General features: G+C 72.4%; 12 protein-coding genes. 9 read left to right on the plus strand and 3 right to left on the minus strand.

Translation table 11 applies throughout. From position 1 onward, the window contains the following. Positions 1–161: 161 nt before the first annotated feature. Positions 162–1,172, plus strand: a complete 1,011-nt coding sequence (locus ABZV77_RS22010) for a diiron oxygenase (protein WP_356259323.1) — start codon at positions 162–164, stop codon at positions 1,170–1,172. Beyond that, positions 1,169–2,212 (plus strand): ornithine carbamoyltransferase, encoded by a 1,044-nt coding sequence (locus tag ABZV77_RS22015; RefSeq protein WP_356259326.1) that lies wholly within the window; start codon positions 1,169–1,171, stop codon positions 2,210–2,212. Before ABZV77_RS22010 ends, ABZV77_RS22015 begins: the two co-directional genes overlap by 4 nt. On the opposite strand, the gene ABZV77_RS22020 is transcribed toward ABZV77_RS22015, so the two are convergent. After that, positions 2,149–4,968 carry an AAA family ATPase gene (locus tag ABZV77_RS22020; RefSeq protein ID WP_356259329.1) on the minus strand — a complete coding sequence of 940 codons (2,820 nt, stop codon included), beginning with the start codon at positions 4,966–4,968 and terminating at the stop codon, positions 2,149–2,151. The genes ABZV77_RS22015 and ABZV77_RS22020 overlap by 64 nt on opposite strands. A gap of 112 nt (positions 4,969–5,080) precedes the next feature. Between ABZV77_RS22020 and ABZV77_RS22025 the strand changes: the two genes are divergently transcribed. Both ABZV77_RS22025 and ABZV77_RS22030 read left to right on the plus strand, forming a co-directional pair. Further along, positions 5,081–6,157, plus strand: coding sequence for a dihydrodipicolinate reductase (locus ABZV77_RS22025; RefSeq protein ID WP_356259331.1), 1,077 nt, complete (start codon positions 5,081–5,083; stop codon positions 6,155–6,157). A 15-nt stretch (positions 6,158–6,172) separates the two neighbouring features. Then, positions 6,173–6,652, plus strand: coding sequence for a carboxymuconolactone decarboxylase family protein (locus ABZV77_RS22030; protein WP_356260178.1), 480 nt, complete (start codon positions 6,173–6,175; stop codon positions 6,650–6,652). Between the two features lies 1 nt (position 6,653). On the opposite strand, the gene ABZV77_RS22035 is transcribed toward ABZV77_RS22030, so the two are convergent. Further along, entirely contained in the window at positions 6,654–8,294 is a 1,641-nt protein-coding gene (locus tag ABZV77_RS22035; RefSeq protein ID WP_356259333.1) for a GMC oxidoreductase, read from the minus strand. A 228-nt stretch (positions 8,295–8,522) separates the two neighbouring features. Between ABZV77_RS22035 and ABZV77_RS22040 the strand changes: the two genes are divergently transcribed. From ABZV77_RS22040 to ABZV77_RS22060, 5 genes are all read left to right on the plus strand, one after another. Next, positions 8,523–9,908 (plus strand): MFS transporter, encoded by a 1,386-nt coding sequence (locus ABZV77_RS22040; protein ID WP_356259336.1) that lies wholly within the window; start codon positions 8,523–8,525, stop codon positions 9,906–9,908. 77 nt (positions 9,909–9,985) lie between these two features. Further along, positions 9,986–11,890 (plus strand): GAF domain-containing protein, encoded by a 1,905-nt coding sequence (locus ABZV77_RS22045; RefSeq protein ID WP_356259337.1) that lies wholly within the window; start codon positions 9,986–9,988, stop codon positions 11,888–11,890. Between the two features lie 71 nt (positions 11,891–11,961). Continuing rightward, positions 11,962–13,611 (plus strand): cytochrome bc complex cytochrome b subunit, encoded by a 1,650-nt coding sequence (locus tag ABZV77_RS22050; RefSeq protein WP_356259340.1) that lies wholly within the window; start codon positions 11,962–11,964, stop codon positions 13,609–13,611. Between the two features lie 7 nt (positions 13,612–13,618). Next, entirely contained in the window at positions 13,619–14,188 is a 570-nt protein-coding gene (locus ABZV77_RS22055) for an SRPBCC domain-containing protein (RefSeq protein WP_356259342.1), read from the plus strand. 47 nt (positions 14,189–14,235) lie between these two features. Beyond that, positions 14,236–15,090 (plus strand): metallophosphoesterase, encoded by an 855-nt coding sequence (locus ABZV77_RS22060; RefSeq protein ID WP_356260181.1) that lies wholly within the window; start codon positions 14,236–14,238, stop codon positions 15,088–15,090. Between the two features lie 398 nt (positions 15,091–15,488). On the opposite strand, the gene ABZV77_RS22065 is transcribed toward ABZV77_RS22060, so the two are convergent. Then, entirely contained in the window at positions 15,489–16,979 is a 1,491-nt protein-coding gene (locus tag ABZV77_RS22065) for a helix-turn-helix domain-containing protein (protein ID WP_356259345.1), read from the minus strand. Between the last annotated feature and the right edge of the window lie 61 nt (positions 16,980–17,040).

A 17,040-nucleotide genomic window follows, 5' to 3' on the forward strand; every position in this document is an offset into this window, starting at 1 on the left:
CGCCGGGCGACGGCGTGCGGTGGGCCCGGAATCCGGGCGGTTCAACCCCGGCGGTCCGGTCGATGACCGGACCGCCTACGCCCTTGTCGTACGCGCTCGTCGCGAACCCGGCACGAGCCCCGCCGCTCCGCCCCCGCCGACCGCGCTGAACCCGAGGAGAGATGACGAACCCCGAACCCCCCGAACCCCCCGAACCCCTCGAGCGGCCCGAACCTCCTGAACGGCGGGACTGGTACGAGAGGTCGGGCGTGCGCAGCGGCCCGCACCGGACCGTGACAGGACCGCTGGATCCCGCGACCCGGTTCTTCCCGCCCCGCCTGGTGCCGTACTGGTCCCACCCTCTGGTCGCCGCACTGCCCGACCGGCGCCGCCACGAGCTCCTCGCCCGGCACCTGTACCAGTACCTGACGTTCACCGCCCACTTCGAGACCCGCGTGGTCAACCGGGCCACCGAGCGCATCGCGGACGGCCGGGCGGGCCTCGCGCTGCCCGCCGCGGTGCGCCTGGACGCCTGCCGCATCTACTGCGACGAGGGCTACCACGCACTCGCCGGCCTCGACGTCGTCGAGCAGGTCGCCGCGGCGACGGGCATCCCGCCGCTGCCCTACGCCTTCGACCCGTTCCTGCGCCAGCTCGACGGCATCGGCTCGGAACTCCTCGCGGGCGAACCGGTGCTGGCGCAGTTGCTGCAGGTCGTCGTCGCCGAGACGCTCGTCCCCGCGGCCCTGGAGGAGGTGCCCGGGGACCGCGCGGTGCTGCCCGTGGTGCGGGACGTCGTCCGCGACCACGCACGGGACGAGGGCCACCACCACGCGTACTTCTCGCGCTTCTTCGAGCAGTTGTGGAGCGACCTGCCGGCACCGCTCAAGGGGCGCGTGGCCCGCTGTCTGCCCGGGCTGATCGGCGCCGTCCTCGCGCCCGACCTGCGGCCGGTGGGCGCCGCCCTCACCGTGGCGGGCCTCGGGCCCGACTCCGTGCGGCAGGTCATCGCCGAGAGCTACCGCACCCGGCGGCGCGAGGGCGCGCTGCGGGCCACGGCGCGGCACACCGTACGGCTCTTCCGCAACACCGGAGTGCTCGAAGAGCCGTGCGCGGCAGCGGCGTTCGCCGCCGCGGAGCTGCTCACCGGGGGACCGGACCGCCCGCGACCGCCCGCCAGGGACGGCCGATGACGCGCCCAGCCCCGGCCCTCTCGCGCGGCGCCCCGCCCCAGGTCCCCGAGACCGGCCTGTTCTCCCTGGCCGACCTGCCCGTGGCGACCGTCACCCGACTCGCGGAGCGGACCGTGGCACTGCACCACGACGCCGCCGCTCACGCGCGCCCGCTGGCCGGAGCCGCGGTCGGCGTCCTCTTCGCCCGCCCGTCCACCCGCACCAGGACCGCCTTCACCGTCGCGGCCGTCCGCCTCGGCGCCAGCCCCGTCGCCTACGGACCGGGCGACCTCCAGCCGTCGACCGGCGAGTCCGTCGAGGACACCGGGCGGTCCCTCGGCAGCATGCTGGACGGCCTCGTCGCCCGCCCCGCGGGCCCCCTGGACGACCTGCGGCGACTCTCCCGCCACGGACACCTGCCCGTCGTCAACGCGATGACCCCGGAGGAACATCCCTCCCAAGGGCTCTGCGACCTCGCCACGTTGCGGCTGACCCTGGGGAACCTCGACGGGCTGCGGCTCCTCTACGTAGGGGAGGGCAACGCCACCGCGACAGCGCTCGCGCTCGCCCTGTCCGGCATCCCCGGCTGCGAGGCCACCTTCGCCTGCCCGCCCGGATACGGACTGCCCGACACCCTCCGGGCGACGGCAGGGAAGCGCGCCGCCCGGACCGGCGCCACCCTCACCCACCGCGACTCGGCCCGTTCCCTGCCGACCGGCGTCGACGTCGTCTACACGACCCGCTGGCAGACCACGGGCGGCAGCAGGCCCGACGCCGCATGGCGCGAACGCTTCCGGCCGTTCCACGTCGACGAGGAGTTCATGACGCGCCGCCCCGGCGCCCTGTTCCTGCACGACCTGCCCGCGCACCGTGGCGAAGAGGTCTCCGGCGCGGTCCTCGACGGCCCGCGGTCGGTGGCCTGGACGCAGTCGTCGATGAAGCTCAGCGGCGCCATGGCCGTCCTCGAATGGGCCCTGGGCGCGCGTGATCCGGACGGTCAGGCGTCGGGGGCGTCCGCGCCCCCGGACACCCCGGCCGTCTCGGAGGCCTCGGAGGCCTGAGCGAGCAGGCGGACCAGCTGCGCCCTGCGGTGCACCCCGTCGAGCTTGCGGTAGATGTTGCTCAGGTGGAACTCGACGGTCTTGACGCTCAAGAAGAGCCGCTCCGCCACCTCGTGGTTGGTGAGACCCCGGCCGACCACCAGCGCGACCTGCAGTTCCTGCGGGGTGAGCCGCTCCAGGGGCGCCCGCTCGGGCCGCACTTCGGTGCCGCCCGCGGCGTGCAGCTCGGCCGCCACCCGCGCCGCCCAGCCCGCCGCGCCGAGCCGCTCGAACGTGGCAAGTGCCCGCTCCAGGAGCCGCCGCGCCTCGCTCCGCCTGCCCTGCCTGCGCAGCTGCTCGCCCCACGCGAACTCGGTCCGCCCCCGCTCGAAGGGCACGGGGCGCTCGGACAGCAGTGCGAGGGAGCGCCGCATGTGCCGCGAAGCGGCCTCCGGATCCCCGGGCTCCAGCAGTCCGCGGCACCGGGCCGCCGCCCCCGCGGTGACCGGGCGGTGTCCGCGGCCCGCCTCGTACTCCAGGACGTCGAGGACCTCGCGCGCGTCGTCGGTCCTGCGCAGATGGACGTACGCGTCCGCGAGGTCCGCCGCCCACGTCAGATACAGGCCGTCGCCCCGCCCGTGCCGCTGCGAGAACGCCCGCACCTCCTCCAGGTGGTGCACCGCCTCCTCGAACCGGCCGAGCCCGAGCTCCAGGAGGCCGAGCCCGCCGAGCGCCCGCGCCGCGTCCATCGGCAGTTCGGCGGAGCCCGCCCACTCCATGGCCTTCGCGGCGTGCCGTCGGCAGTCCTCCTCGCGGTTCAGGACGGCCTCGGTCTTGACCAGGGCGGCCAGCCCGCGCGACACCTCGATCAGCTGTCCGCTGGCCTCTGCGAGCCGCACCGCCTCGTCGGCGTGGGCGAGCGACGGCGTCCAGCGGCCCCGCCAGAACTCCACGACGGACAGCGTGCACAGCAGGTGCGAGAGCAGCCCCACCGCGCTGGAACCGCGCGCCGTGTACGCGGCCCGGTCCAGCATGCTGTGCGCCTCGTCGAGCTCCTCGGCCGCGAGGTGGCACAGGCCGCCCACCCCGGCGAGCGGATAGGGGAAGGCGGGGTCGGGCGAGGCGAGGGGCTCGGCCAGCTCGCGCAGGAGGGCGCGGCCCGCCTCGGCGTCCCCGCCGAGCAGCAGCACCAGGGTGCGCAGGAGGCGCACGGGCAGCAGCGTCTCGTGCGCGGAGTCGGCGAGTTCCATCGCCGCGGCCGAGGTGCCGCGGGCCGCGGTGAGGTCGCCGACGGCCAGTTCGGTGAGCGCGATGCCGCCGAGCATGACCGCGGCGAGCGCCGGGTCGACCTTCTCCGCCTCGTCGACGGCCGACCTGAGCAGTTCGCGCGAGCGTGTCGGACGGCCGCGCTGCACGTCCAGGTAGCAGCGGAGCTGCCGGATGTCGAGCTGTGTGCCGAGCTGTTCGGCGTGCTCCAGGGCGCGGTCCAGGATGGCGGCCGCCTCGTTCAGCGAGCCCGCGGCCTGCGAGGCGCGGGCCGCGCACAGCAGTCGCTCCGCCTTGCGCTGCCCCTCCGGGGTGAAGCGCGCGGCCCGTTCGTACAGCCGGGAGGCCAGCGGGTAGGCCAGGGTCTCGGGGGCTCCGGACGCGGCGTTCTCCAGGAGGGACGCGACGTGTTCGTCCGGCTCGGCGCCGGAGGCGGCCAGATGCCAGGCGTACTGCTCCAGGGCGGGGGCGGTCGCTCCTTGCAGGGAGCGGGCGATGGCGTGGTGGGCGCGGCGCCTGCGCACGGGGGTGGCGCCGTGGTACACCGCCGAGCGCACCAGCGGGTGCCTGAAGGCGTACCCGTCCTGCTCCTCGACGACCAGGCCCGCGTCCTCCGCGGCCTCCAGCGACTCGTAACTGAGGCCGTGCGCCCGCAGCGCCGCCTCGGTGCCCGCAAGCGGACGCGTGCCGAGGACGGCGAGCAGCAGCATCGCATCCTGCGCCTCGGAGGGCAGCCGGGCCACGGCGCTGCCGAAGGTGTGGGCCAGCATCTCGCCGATGGGCAGGGGCGCTCCGGATCCTTCGCCGTCGTCGTCGGCGCCGCTGCCCGCGAGGAGGGCGGGGAGCTCGATCAGCGCCAGGGGGTTGCCGCGGGCCTCCGCGAGCAGCCGGGCCGCCTCCTGCGCGGTGAGCTGCGCGGTGCCCTCCTCGGCGATCAGCCGGTGCGCGGACTCGGGGTCGAGTCCGGTGAGGGTGAACGTCTCGACGGAGGCGAGCCGCGACGCGGCCTCCTCCAGCTCCTCGCGGGCGGTGAACAGGACGACGACGCCCTCGCGGCTCAGCCTGCGGGTGGCGAAGGCGAGCGCGTCCAGGGAGTACGGGTCGAGCCAGTGCGCGTCGTCGACGGTGACCAGGACCGGGCCCTCCTCGGCGAGCGCGCCGAGCAGGCTGAGCGTGCCCGCGGCGACCGCGAAGCGGTCCTGGGCGACGGCGGGCCCGAGCGCGAGCGCGCCGGTCAGCGCGGCGCCCTGCCGGTCGGGTATGCGGTCCAGGAAGTGCAGGACGGGGCGGAGCAGATCGGCGAGGCCCACATAGGGGAGGTCGGACTCGACCTCGACGCCGCGCGTGCCGAGCCGCATCAGGTCGTCGGCCTGCTCGGCGACGTAACTGACGAGGCTGGTCTTGCCGATGCCCGCTTCCCCGCGGATGAGCAGGGCGCCGCTCTCGCCCCCGCGAGCCTTGTCGATGAGAGCGAGAAGACGAGCGCATTCCGCGGAACGCCCGAGGAGCATGCGTAAAGCTTACCGGCGGTACGACACTTCGGAGAGGTGCGGAAGGGAACATATCTTTTCTTCTCGGGCCGCGCCTCTGTCAACCGTCGACGCCCCTCGCTACCCTCCGCGCATGATTCCCACGGTGGTCTGGGGCACCGGCAACGTAGGCCGTGCGGCCGTGCGTGCCGTCGAGGCCCATCCTGAGCTCTCCCTCGCGGCCGTGCTGGTGCACAGCCCGGCGAAGGTCGGCCGTGATGCCGGTGAACTGGCGGGGCTCGGACGGAAGTTGGGGGTGTCCGCGACCGATGACGTCGAGGCGGTCCTCGCCGCGGGGCCGCGGGCCGTGGTGTACGCGGCCTCCGGCGACCTGCGGCCCGACGAGGCGCTCGCCGACGTCGTCAGGGCGGTGCGGGCGGGCGCCGTGGTCGTCACGCCCGCGCTGTTCGCGCTCTACGACCAGCGCAGCGCGCCGCCGGAGTTCAGGGACCCGGTGCTCGCGGCCGTCGCGGACGGCGGCGGCTCGCTCTTCGTCTCCGGCGTGGACCCCGGCTGGGGCAACGACGTCCTGCCGCTGCTGATCAGCGGGCTCGGCTCCACCGTCGACGCGATCCGCTGCCAGGAGATCTTCGACTACTCGACGTACGACCAAGAAGACGCGGTCCGCGATCTGATCGGCATGGGGCACCCGATGGCGTACGAGCCGATGATGCTCGCGTCCTCCGTGCCGACCATGGTGTGGGGCGGGCAGATCAGGCTGATGGCCAGGGCGCTCGGCGTGGAACTCGACGACATACGCGAGACGTTGGACCGGCGGGCGCTCGACGCCACGGTGCGCACACGGACCATGGGGGAGTTCGCCGCGGGCACCCAGGGCGCGGTCCGTTTCGAGGTGCAGGGCATCGTCGGCGGCGAGCCCCGCATCGTCATCGAGCACGTCACCCGCATCCACCCGTCCTGCGCGCCGGACTGGCCGAGCCCGCCCGACGGCGGCGACGGCGCCCACCGCGTGATCGTCGAGGGCAGGCCGCGCATCGAGGTCACGGTGGAGGCCACCGACGAGGGCGAGAACCGCTCCGCGGGCGGCAACGCCACGGCGGTGGGCCGCCTGGTGAACGCCGTCGACTGGCTCGTGGACGCCGAGCCGGGCCTCTATGACGCGCTCGACGTCCCGCTGCGCCCGGCAGCGGGGCGACTGGGAAGGAAGTGACCCATGAGTGGTTCCCTGCGCATCGACATCCCCGAGGGACAGGAAGCGATCCCCTACGTGTGGGGCGACATGGTCCCCGGGATCGGCACGGCGGCATCCAACTTCTCGCTGGCGGTGTACGCCCACACGACCCTGGGCCTGCGCGAGTTCGAGGCCGCGCGGCTGCGCGTCGCCCAGATCAACGGCTGTGTCTTCTGCCTGGACTGGCGCACCGAGCGCGACGGCGAGAAGGTCGACGACGGGTTCGCGGACGCGGTGACCCAGTGGCGCACCACCGACTCCTTCGACGACCGCACGAGGCTGGCCGCGGAGTACGCCGAGCGGTACGCCCTGGACCATCACAACCTGGACGACGCGTTCTGGGCGCGGATGACCGCGCACTACAGCCAGGCCGAGATCGTCGAACTGAGCATGAGCATCGGGTCGTGGCTGGCCTTCGGCCGGCTGAATCACGTGCTCGGCCTCGACACGGTGTGCGTGCTGCCCAAACCCTGACTCACAGATCGGTCGCGATGACCTTCTCGATGTTCCGCTCGGCCAGCGCCGTGATGGTGACGAACGGGTTGACGCTGGTGTTGCCGGGGATCAGGGCGCCGTCGATGACGTAGAGCCCCGGATAGCCCGCCAGACGGCCGTAGTTGTCGGTGGCCTTGCCGAGCACCGCACCGCCCAGCGGGTGGTACGTGAGGTGGTCGCCCCAGATCTTGTACGTGCCGAAGAGGTCGGTCCGGTAGATCGTGCCCTCCTTCGCGTTGATCTTGTCGAAGATCGTCTTGGCGGCATCGATCGACGCCTGCTTCCAGGCGGTCTGCCAGTTCAGTTCCGCCCGGTTCGCCGCGGCGTTCCAGGTGAATTCGGCGCGGTGCGGGGTCTTGGTGATCGAGAGGTAGAACGAGGCGTACGTCTCGATCCCGGTGGGCAGCGGCGCGACCTCGGCGAAGGCGCCGCCCGCGGCCCAGTTGTCGATGCCCGCCGTGGGGATGGACGACTGGAGCTTGCCGGTCGCGTCCCACAGGTGGTTGGCGCGGCCGCACATGACGTTGCCGTTGTCGCCCCAGCCCTTGCCCACCTCGCCGTTGAGGCGGGGCAGTGCGCCGGTGGCCTTCAGTTTGACCAGGAGCTTGCTGGTGCCGACGCTGCCCGCGGCGAAGAAGACCTTGTCGGCCGTCACGGACTTGGTGGCGGTGGTGGTGCCCTCGGTGTCGATCTGGTCGATGGTGACCGTGTAGCCGCCACCGGCCGCCGGGGTGACCGAAGTGACCCTGTGCAGCGGCGAGATGGTGACGCGCCCGGTCGCCCTTGCGCGGGCGAGGTAGGTCTGCTGCAGGGACTTCTTGCCGTAGTTGTTGCCGTAGAGGATCTCGCCCGCGAGCGCCGACTTGGGGACGGTGCCCGCCTGCTCCTTCTCCATGTAGTCCCAGTCGTACACGTCGGGCACGAAGACGAACCCGAAGCCGGAGCGCTGTGCGTGCTTGCGGCCGACTCGCGCGTACTGGTAGCACTCGGCGGTCTCGAACCAGGCGGGGTCGATGGTGTTGACGCCCAGGCCCGCGTTGGCGCGCGGGTAGTAGGTGCCGTACATCTCGCCCGCGTCGACCGTGGGCAGCACGGCGCCGAAGTTCTCGCGCCGGGGCGTGACCGCCATGCCGCCGTTGACCAGTGAGCCGCCGCCGACGCCGCGGCCCTGGTAGACGATGATGCCGCCGAACTCCTCGGCGTCCAGGATCCCGGTGTGGCGCGGGACGTTCTTGTCGAGCGGGAACCCGAGGAAGTTGCTGATGGGCTGCTTGGTCTTGGTGCGGAGCCAGTAGGAACGGATGTCCGGGCTGGTGGTGTTGGCGAAGATCTTGCCGTCGGAGCCCGGGGTGTCCCAGGCCTCGCCCATCTCGATCATCTGGACGTCGACGCCCGCCTCGGCGAGCCGCAGGGCGGCGACGGAGCCGCCGTATCCGGAGCCGATCACCAGCGCGGGGACGGCGGCTCCGTCGACGATGGGGGCTGCCGCGGCCGTCCTGGCGTGGGCCTGGGTGGCGTGACCCGCGAGGGCGACGGCACCAAGAATAGAACTCGTTCCTGCGATAAATCTTCGACGTGACAGGCCGTCAGAAGCAGGGCTACGCTTGGGTGTAGTGCTCATGTGACCTTCCTCACTCTTGGCTGAATCGAAACGAGTTCTACTGCGCGCCGCGTGGGAAGTCACGCCATACCAAAAAGTAACTTCTGTCCGATCTTGCACCCCTCGTGGTGGCCGGTCACACCACCGGGAGCACAACCATGGTGCTCCGCCATATACGCCACTGATCTGCGGTTTCCTACCTTGTGCCGGTACGGAAGCGTCCCCGCAGAACTCCTGGAAGTGGTGCACATGGCCTCGCAAGGAACCGCTCCGCCCGCCCGCGCCGGCCTCGTCCGCATCGTGGCCGCGAGCCTCGTCGGCACCACCATCGAGTGGTACGACTTCTTCCTCTACGGCTCGGCCGCCGCGCTGGTCTTCAACAGCCTCTTCTTCCCGTCGAGCGACCCCCTGGTCGGCACGCTGCTCTCCTTCCTCACCTACGCGGTGGGCTTCGCGGCACGCCCCCTGGGCGGAGTCGTCTTCGGGCACTACGGCGACCGGATGGGCCGCAAGAAACTGCTCGTCATCAGCCTGCTGATGATGGGCGGCGCCACCTTCGCGATGGGCCTCCTCCCCACCCACGCGACCATCGGCGTCGGCGCGCCCGTCCTGCTCACCGTGTTGCGCCTCGTCCAGGGCTTCGCCCTCGGCGGCGAATGGGGCGGCGCCGTCCTGCTCGTCTCCGAGCACGGCGGCGACAAGAGCCGCGGCTTCTGGGCCTCCTGGCCCCAGGCGGGCGCACCCGGCGGCAACCTGCTGGCCACCGGCGTCCTCGCGCTCCTCGCCGCCGTCCAGTCCGAAGAGGCCTTCCTCGCCTGGGGCTGGCGCGTGCCGTTCCTGCTCTCCGGCGTGCTCGTGATGATCGGCCTGTGGATCCGCATCTCCGTCACCGAGTCACCCGTCTTCCTGGCGGCACAGCGCAAGGCCGAGGCGGCCGCGGCGGAGGGGGCGCATGAACAGCCGCCCGTCGTCGAGGTGTTCCGCAAGAGCTGGCGCGAAGTGCTCACCGCGATCGGCACCCGGTTCGGCGAGAACATCTCCTACTACATCCTCACGGCCTTCGTCCTCGTCTACGTCACCGTCCACCTCGACCTGCCCAGGAGCGACGCGCTCAACGCGGTGCTCATCGGGTCGGCGTTCCACTTCGTCACCATCCCGCTGTGGGGCGCGCTCTCCGACCGCATAGGCCGCCGCCCGGTCACCCTCATCGGCGCGCTCGGCATGGCGGGGTGGGCCTTCGCCTTCTTCGCCCTGGTCGACTCCCGCTCGTTCCCGGTCATCGCGCTCGCGGTCACCGTCGGGCTGCTCTTCCACGGCGCCATGTACGGACCGCAGGCCGCGTTCATCTCCGAGCTGTTCGACACCAAGGTCCGCTACTCGGGCGCCTCGATGGGCTCCCAGCTCGCGTCCATCATCGGCGGGGCGCTCGCCCCGATCATCGCCGTGGAACTGCTCAAGGACTACGAATCCGCGCTCCCCATCGCCCTCTACATGAGCGCGGCCGCAGTCGTCACCGCCGTCACCGTGCACTTCGCCAGGGAGACCAGGGGGCGCGACCTGGCGGCGGACGAGACCGCGGTGCCCGCGCCCCGCCCGGCACCGGAACGCGAAGGCTCCGTCCCCCTCGGCGGCTGACCCCGCCCCACGATGGTCCGTACCGGATCCGGAGCAGGCCATCGACCGCACCCACCCTGCCGGGAGACCATCGCCCCATGCTCCCCACCACCCAGGGCGCGGGCCACGCCGAACCCCAGGCGGGCCTGCGCACCCTGCTCGACCTGCTCGACCGGGGCGCGCCCGCCGAGGACTTCGCGCGCCCCGCGGCCCGCGCCCGCGAAGCCGGTGCCACCGCCGACGGCCTCACCGCCCTCGACGAAGCCACCGACGTCGCGCTGCGCATCCACCGCACCCTGGGCACGCACCGCCGCCGCGAGGCCGAACTCACCGCCCTGTTCGACACCGCGAGCGACCTGGCCGCCCTGCGCGACCCGGACGCCGTACTGCGCGCCATCGTGCGCCGCGCCAAACTGCTCCTCGGCACCGACGTCACGTACCTCTCGCTCAACGACGAGACCGCGGGCGACACCTACATGCGCGTGACGGACGGCAGCGTCGCGGCCGCCTTCCAGCAACTGCGGCTCGGCATGGGCGAAGGGCTCGGCGGCCTCGTCGCGCAGACCGCGCGCCCCTACGTCACCGGCGACTACCAGCAGGACCCCCGCTTCCACCACACCGACGCCATCGACAGCGCCGTCCGCCAAGAAGGGCTCCGGGCGATCCTCGGCGTGCCGCTGCGCCTCGGCTCGCGCGTCATCGGCGTGCTGTACGCCGCCGACCGCGCGGCCCGCGAGTTCGCGACGGAGGAGATCGTGCTGCTCTCCTCCCTCGCCGACCACGCCGCCATCGCCATCGACGGCGCCCGCCTCCTCGAAGAGACCCGGGCCGCGCTCGTCGACCTCAACGCCGCCACCGACACCATCCGCGCGCACAGCAGGGCCATGCGCCGCGCCGAGCAGGCCCACGACCAGCTCACCGATCTCGTGCTGCGCGGCGGCGGCGCCGACGAGGTCGCCGACGGCATCGCCGCCCTCCTCGACGGCGGCGCCCTCATCCACGACGCGGACGGCGTCGAGCTGGCCCGCACCGGCACCGGCCCCCTGCCGCCGCCCGCCACCGCCGTCGCCGCCTCGCGCACCAGCGGCCGCGCCGTGCCGCAGGACGGCACCTGGGTGTGCGCGGTCCTCGCAGGGCCCGAGCTCCTCGGCAGCATCGCCCTCACCGGACGCGCCGAACTCGACGACACCGACCGGCGGCTGTTCGAGCGGGCGGGCGTCGTCACCGCGCTGCTCCTGCTGCTGCGCCGGTCGGTCGCCGAGACCGAGGACCGGGTGCGCGGCGAACTCCTCGGCGACCTGCTCGCCACCTCCGGCGACCCCGTCGGCCTGACCGGGCGCGCCCGCCGCCTCGGCGTCCGGCTCGACCGCCCGCACGCGGTGTTCGTCGCCCACAGCGAGAGCGCGCCCCGGCCGCGGCTGCTCGCCGCCGCACACCGCACCGCCCGCACCCGCAGCGGTCTGGCCGGGCTGCACCACGACAACGTGGTCATCGTGGCCCCCGCCGTGACCCCGGGCGGCGACGCCACCGCGCTCGCCGCCGCACTGGGCCAGACCGTGAGCGCCCCGGTCACCGTGGGCGCCGCGGGCCCGGCCACCGGCCCCGCCGGGCTGCCCGCCGCGCACGCCGAGGCCCTGCGCTGCCTCTCCGCGCTGCGGGCCCTCGGCCACACCGGGCACGGCGCGGCCCTCGCCGACCTCGGCTTCGTCGGGCTGCTCATCGGCGAACAGGCCGACCTGGGCGGCTACGTCAGGGCGACGCTCGGCCCCCTCCTGGACTACGACGCCGAACGCGGCACGGACCTGGTGCGCACCCTGGAGGCGTACTTCGGCCAGGACCGCAGCCTCACCAAGGCCAAGACCGCCCTGCACGTCCACGTGAACACGGTGGTGCAGCGCCTGGAACGCGTGGCGAGGCTCCTCGGCGACGACTGGAACACGCCTGCCCGCACCCTGGAGATCCAACTCGCCCTGAGATTGCACCGGTTGACACCCGCGGGCTGATTTGTCACTTCCACGGCTGTTGGAACCGTCACCCGTGCGACCTACCCTGGAACCGCCTGAAAGGGAGTCGCATGAGCGGACGCATCGAGCCCACCGGGACGACGAGTGCACGACCTGTACGGCTCGGCAAAGGAGAGCGGGTCGCCGACTGGGCGGACGGCAGACTCGGCATCAACTCCCTGGCCAAGAGCCAGATGCGCAAGATCTTTCCCGACCACTGGTCGTTCATGTTCGGGGAGATCTGCCTCTACAGCTTCATCATCATCATCCTGACCGGCACCTATCTGACCCTCTTCTTCGATCCGAGCATGACCGAAGTGGCGTACGACGGGTCGTACGTGCCGCTCAAGGGCATCCTGATGACCCGGGCGTACGAATCCACGGTGGACATCAGCATGGAGGTGCGCGGCGGCCTCCTGATCCGGCAGATCCACCACTGGGCCGCGCTCGTCTTCGTCGCCGGGATGCTCGTGCACATGATGCGGGTGTTCTTCACCGGCGCGTTCCGCAAACCGCGCGAACTCAACTGGACGTTCGGCTGGACCCTGCTGTTCCTCGGCATCATCACCGGACTGACCGGCTACTCGCTCCCCGACGACATGCTCTCCGGCACCGGCATCCGCTTCGCGCAGGGCGCCATCCTCGCCACCCCCGTCATCGGGACGTACCTCTCCTTCTTCCTCTTCGGCGGAGAGTTCCCGGGGGACGACATCATCCCGCGGCTCTACCCGATCCACATCCTGCTGCTGCCGGGCATCATGCTGGGGCTCGTCGTCGTCCACCTGATCCTGGTCTTCTACCACAAGCACACCCAGTTCGCCGGTCCCGGCAAGACCGAGAAGAACGTGGTCGGGGCGCCGCTGCTGCCCGTCTACATCGCCAAGGCGGGCGGCTTCTTCTTCCTCGTCTTCGGCGTCCTCGCGATCATGGGCGGTCTCGCCACCATCAACCCGGTCTGGCTGATGGGCCCCTACCGTCCCGACCTGGTCTCCACCGGCGCCCAACCCGACTGGTACCTGGGGTTCTCCGAGGGGCTCATCAGGGTGATGCCGGGATGGGAGATCAACGCCTGGGGCCACACGCTCAACCTGGGCGTCTTCATCCCCTTCGCGCTCTTCCCGCTGATCCTCCTCGCCATCGGCGTCTATCCGTTCATCGAGTCCTGGGTCAAGGGCGACCGACGGGAGCACCACATCGCGGACCGGCCGCGCAACGCACCGGTGCGCACCGGCCTCGGTGTCGCCTGGCTCGCGCTGTTCGGCGTGCTGATGGTCGGCGGCGGCAACGACCTGTGGGTGACCCACTTCCACCTCTCCATCAACGCCGTCACGTGGTTCGTGCGCATCGGCGCCTTCGTCGTGCCCGTCCTCGCCTTCCTCGTCACGCACCGCATCTGCCTCGGACTGCAGAGCAGGGACCACGCGAAGGTGCTGCACGGCAGGGAGACCGGCACCATCAAACGCCTCCCGCACGGCGAGTACGTCGAGGTCCACGAACGGCTCCCGCAGTCCGAGCTGTACCGCCTGACCGCCCACGAACAGCCCCGGCCCTACGAGATCGGCCCCGTGGTCGACGCCAACGGCGTCGTCCGCAAGGTCCGCCCGGCCGAACGCATCCGTGCGCGGCTGGCCCGCGCCATGTACGGCCCCAAGGCGCAGGTGCCCAAGGCGACGCCGGAGGAGTACCTGGCTGTCCGGCGAGGTGAGGGCGATCACCACTGAGGGCCCGTTGTCTTCACTGGTTCCTCCGGCGAAGAAGCGGGTGTGGCCGCGCAGGCACCCCGTGGTCACCGGCCTGCTGACCCTGGTCGTGCTCCTCGCGGGCTACACGGTCTGGACGAACACCCGGCCCGTACGCCTGAGCGCGTCGACGGAGATACGGGCGACGCCCGCGGAGGTCTGGCGGGTGCTCACCGACTTCGAGAGCTACCCCGAGTGGAACCCGTTCATCACGCGGGCCGAGGTGACGTCCCACGACGGGCGCCTGGAAGAGGGCGCCACGATGCGCAACCGCATGCACGACGCGGGCGGCGACACCGAGTTCGAGCCCGAGATCAAGGAGGTCGAGCGGAACGCGGAGCTGCGCTGGCTCGGCAAGGTGCCGCCGGGCTGGATCGCCGACGGAGAACACCGCTTCCGCATCGAGCGCATCGGCGCGGACCGCGTCCGGTTCACCCAGAGCGAGCGCTTCACCGGTGTCGCCGTGCCCTTCGTCGAGGGGAAGCTCAACGACGACACGCTGCCGCAGTTCCACGCGATGAACAGGGCACTGGCGCGGCGCGTCGCCGAGCTGCGATGAGACTCGGCGGCCGCGCCGCGGTCCGGCTCGGTTAGCCTCGCAACGTGATGGCATCCGAGAAGACCCCGAAGCTGCTCGCGATCAGCGACCTGCACGTGGCGTACGCGGAGAACAGGAAGTACGTCGAGACCATCCGGCCGCAATCGGACGGGGACTGGCTGATAGTCGCCGGCGACGTCGCCGAGCGCATGGCCGACATCGAGTGGGCGCTGCGCACGCTCGCCGGACGTTTCGCCAAGGTGGTGTGGTCGCCGGGCAACCACGAACTGTGGACCCCCAAGGACGACCCGGTCCAGTTGCGCGGCGACGCGAGGTACCAGCACATCGTCGGGCTCTGCCGGGAGTTGGGGATCGCCACCCCCGAGGACCCCTACCCCGTGTGGCGCGGTCCCGGCGGCCCGGTCGTCGTCGCCCCGCTCTTCCTCCTCTACGACTACTCCTTCCGCCCCGAGGGCACGCACACGAAGGAGGAGGCGCTGGCGGTCGCCCACGAGTCGGGCGTCGTCTGCACCGACGAGTACTTCCTGCACCCCGACCCGTACGCGACGCGCGACGACTGGTCCCGCGCCCGGGTCAAGCAGACCGAGGAGCGGCTCGCCGAGCGCCCGGAGGGCCTGCCCACCGTCCTGATCAACCACTGGCCGCTGCTGCGCGAACCCACCCGCATCCTGCGCTACCCCGAGTTCGCCCTGTGGTGCGGTACCGAGCGCTCCGCCGACTGGCACGTCAAGTACGAGGCGGCCGCCGTCGTCTACGGCCACCTGCACATCCCGCGCACCACCGTGCACGACGGTGTCCCGCACATCGAGGCGTCCGTCGGCTACCCGCGCGAGTGGCGCAGGGACTTCCACCCGGACCCCCACCTGCGACAGGTCCTGCCGGTGCCGCCCGTCGAGGGGTGACGGGCGGGCCCGCCACCCCTCGACGCCGACCGCACAACGACCCGTCCCCCGCACGGGTCGTTGCCCGGCGCGTGCCCGGGCCGATGCGCCCAGGTACGCAGGATCACTCCCAGTACGCGGTGAGCGAGGAGTAGCAGAGGGCGCCGCCACCCCCGGTGTTCACGGACCACGAGGAGCTGTCGGTGTCCGCGTCGAGGCTGCCGAATTCGGCAGGTCCGAACGCGGGCTTGTACCAGTTCTTCCACTCCCACGTGCCGTCCGAGTTCCCCCACAGCTGTGCTTCCCCCCTAGCTCGCCGTTCGCCGCAATGAATTGCTGCACTGCAGACGCTAGGGGGGCGGGCACCCCGCGGCCATGGTGCACGGTGCGCAACGGTGGGGCCCAGTTGTGCACGGTGCTCAGTGCAGCCGGAGCTCGAGGATGTGCAGGGCGTGGACGAGGTCGGGGATGCCGGTGCCGTGGGTCAGGAGGTCGACGCCCAGGGTTGCCTCTGCGGCGCGGAGGTGGGCCCGGACGGTGTTGCGGCTGATGCCCAGGCGGAGGGCGGCCTGCTGGGCGTCGGTGTCGGTGTCGAGCCAGGCCTGGAGCGTGCGGCGGTGGCGGGCGTGCAGGGGGCGGAGCAGCGCCTGGGCCCAGGCGGCCGCGGCTTCGACGGCCAGCAGGTCGTCAAGGCCGGGCGGCGGTTGACGGTCGTCGTCCGCCGGGCCGGGGCCGGGGGCGGAGCCGCTGAGGGCGAGGGCCAGGTGGACGGCGGCATGGCACCGGACGTCCGTGAGGTCCTGGCCCAGGGCCTGTTCCACCTGTCTGATGTGCGCGGTGACGGTGTTGCGGCTGAGGCCCAGCAGACGCGCCACACCGGACCGGGGTGCGGTCATGGCCAGGCGGGTGATGTCGGCGCTGGTCCTGGGGACCGAGTCCAGCGGCTGCAGGAGCGTGCGGGCCCAGTGGGCCGCGGGCTGCCGGGGCAGGAGGCTCTGCAGCGAGGTCTGGCCGTGGTAGAAGGCCACGCGGCCGGGGGCGGTGCGGGCGGCGGCCAGGGCGTGGGCGGACTGGCTGTAGGCCTCGGCCGTCGCCCCGAGGGGGTGTGCGCCGCTGATGCCCAGCGCATAGCGCGGGTTGTCCCTGACCAGACGGATCAGGGTCTCGCCCAGTCCGGGCTGCCGGGCCCGGCCGCCCGGGGTGCCTTCCTCCTCGTCGTCCGCGACCAGGCAGATCAGATGCTCATTGAAGGCCGGGCAGTGCACGACCATGTCCCGGCCGTGGTAGCCGGAAGGGTCCTGGTGGAGCTGCGCGATGCGGTCGCGGTCGGCCGACGGGCAGCGCAGCAGATGGATGCGCAGCCGTCGGGCCTCCAGCAGTGGCGGCACGTCACCACCGGTCATCCGACGGGCCAGCACCGGCCCTCCGGCCATCAGCGCGTGCAGCACGGCGAGCCGCAACTGACGTGCCTTGCGCTGGTAGTCGCGCATGCTCCGATCGCTCTCCCCGGCCTGGCGCAGCATGGCGAGGACACTGCTGGTGTGGGGGACGAGGGCGGCCGTCTCCGGGGCGGGCTCCACGGCACCGGCCACCACGAGCACCGGGCGCGGCCCGTGGGGCCCGATGCCCTCACAGCGCACGTGCAGCCCCTCGGCCTGGGTCACGGCCGAGGCCAGCTGCCCGGCGCACAAGCGCGCGAGCAGCGGCGCGATCGGGCGCAACACCCCTGAGGGGAAGTCCGCGGTGGCCGACTCCACCGTGCGCGTGTCGTGGGCGACCAGCGCGACGTGGGCGCCGGTCTGCCGGTGCAGCCAGTCGAGCACCCTGCGTATGTCCGGCTCGGCTTCGCCCCCGGCTTGACGGCGCACCTCCCGCAGCAGCCCGTCGAGCCCTTCGGGCTGCCCCTGCACTCCCGTGGCAACGATCGCTCCGTCCCCTTTCGCGCCTGCCCCGGGGCGCCCTGCCACCCCG

This window comes from Streptomyces sp. NPDC004732 (assembly GCF_040609235.1).
Lineage (GTDB): Bacteria > Actinomycetota > Actinomycetes > Streptomycetales > Streptomycetaceae > Streptomyces.

Bases quoted from the DNA above. Each gene is read 5' to 3' on its own strand.
- ABZV77_RS22040 (WP_356259336.1), top strand. From the start codon at position 8,523: ATGGCCTCGCAAGGAACCGCTCCGCCCGCCCGCGCCGGCCTCGTCCGC.
- ABZV77_RS22010 (WP_356259323.1), top strand. From the start codon at position 162: ATGACGAACCCCGAACCCCCCGAACCCCCCGAACCCCTCGAGCGGCCC.
- ABZV77_RS22045 (WP_356259337.1), top strand. From the start codon at position 9,986: ATGCTCCCCACCACCCAGGGCGCGGGCCACGCCGAACCCCAGGCGGGC.
- ABZV77_RS22035 (WP_356259333.1), bottom strand. From the start codon at position 8,294: ATGAGCACTACACCCAAGCGTAGCCCTGCTTCTGACGGCCTGTCACGT.
- ABZV77_RS22050 (WP_356259340.1), top strand. From the start codon at position 11,962: ATGAGCGGACGCATCGAGCCCACCGGGACGACGAGTGCACGACCTGTA.
- ABZV77_RS22015 (WP_356259326.1), top strand. From the start codon at position 1,169: ATGACGCGCCCAGCCCCGGCCCTCTCGCGCGGCGCCCCGCCCCAGGTC.
- ABZV77_RS22060 (WP_356260181.1), top strand. From the start codon at position 14,236: ATGGCATCCGAGAAGACCCCGAAGCTGCTCGCGATCAGCGACCTGCAC.
- ABZV77_RS22025 (WP_356259331.1), top strand. From the start codon at position 5,081: ATGATTCCCACGGTGGTCTGGGGCACCGGCAACGTAGGCCGTGCGGCC.
- ABZV77_RS22020 (WP_356259329.1), bottom strand. From the start codon at position 4,968: ATGCTCCTCGGGCGTTCCGCGGAATGCGCTCGTCTTCTCGCTCTCATC.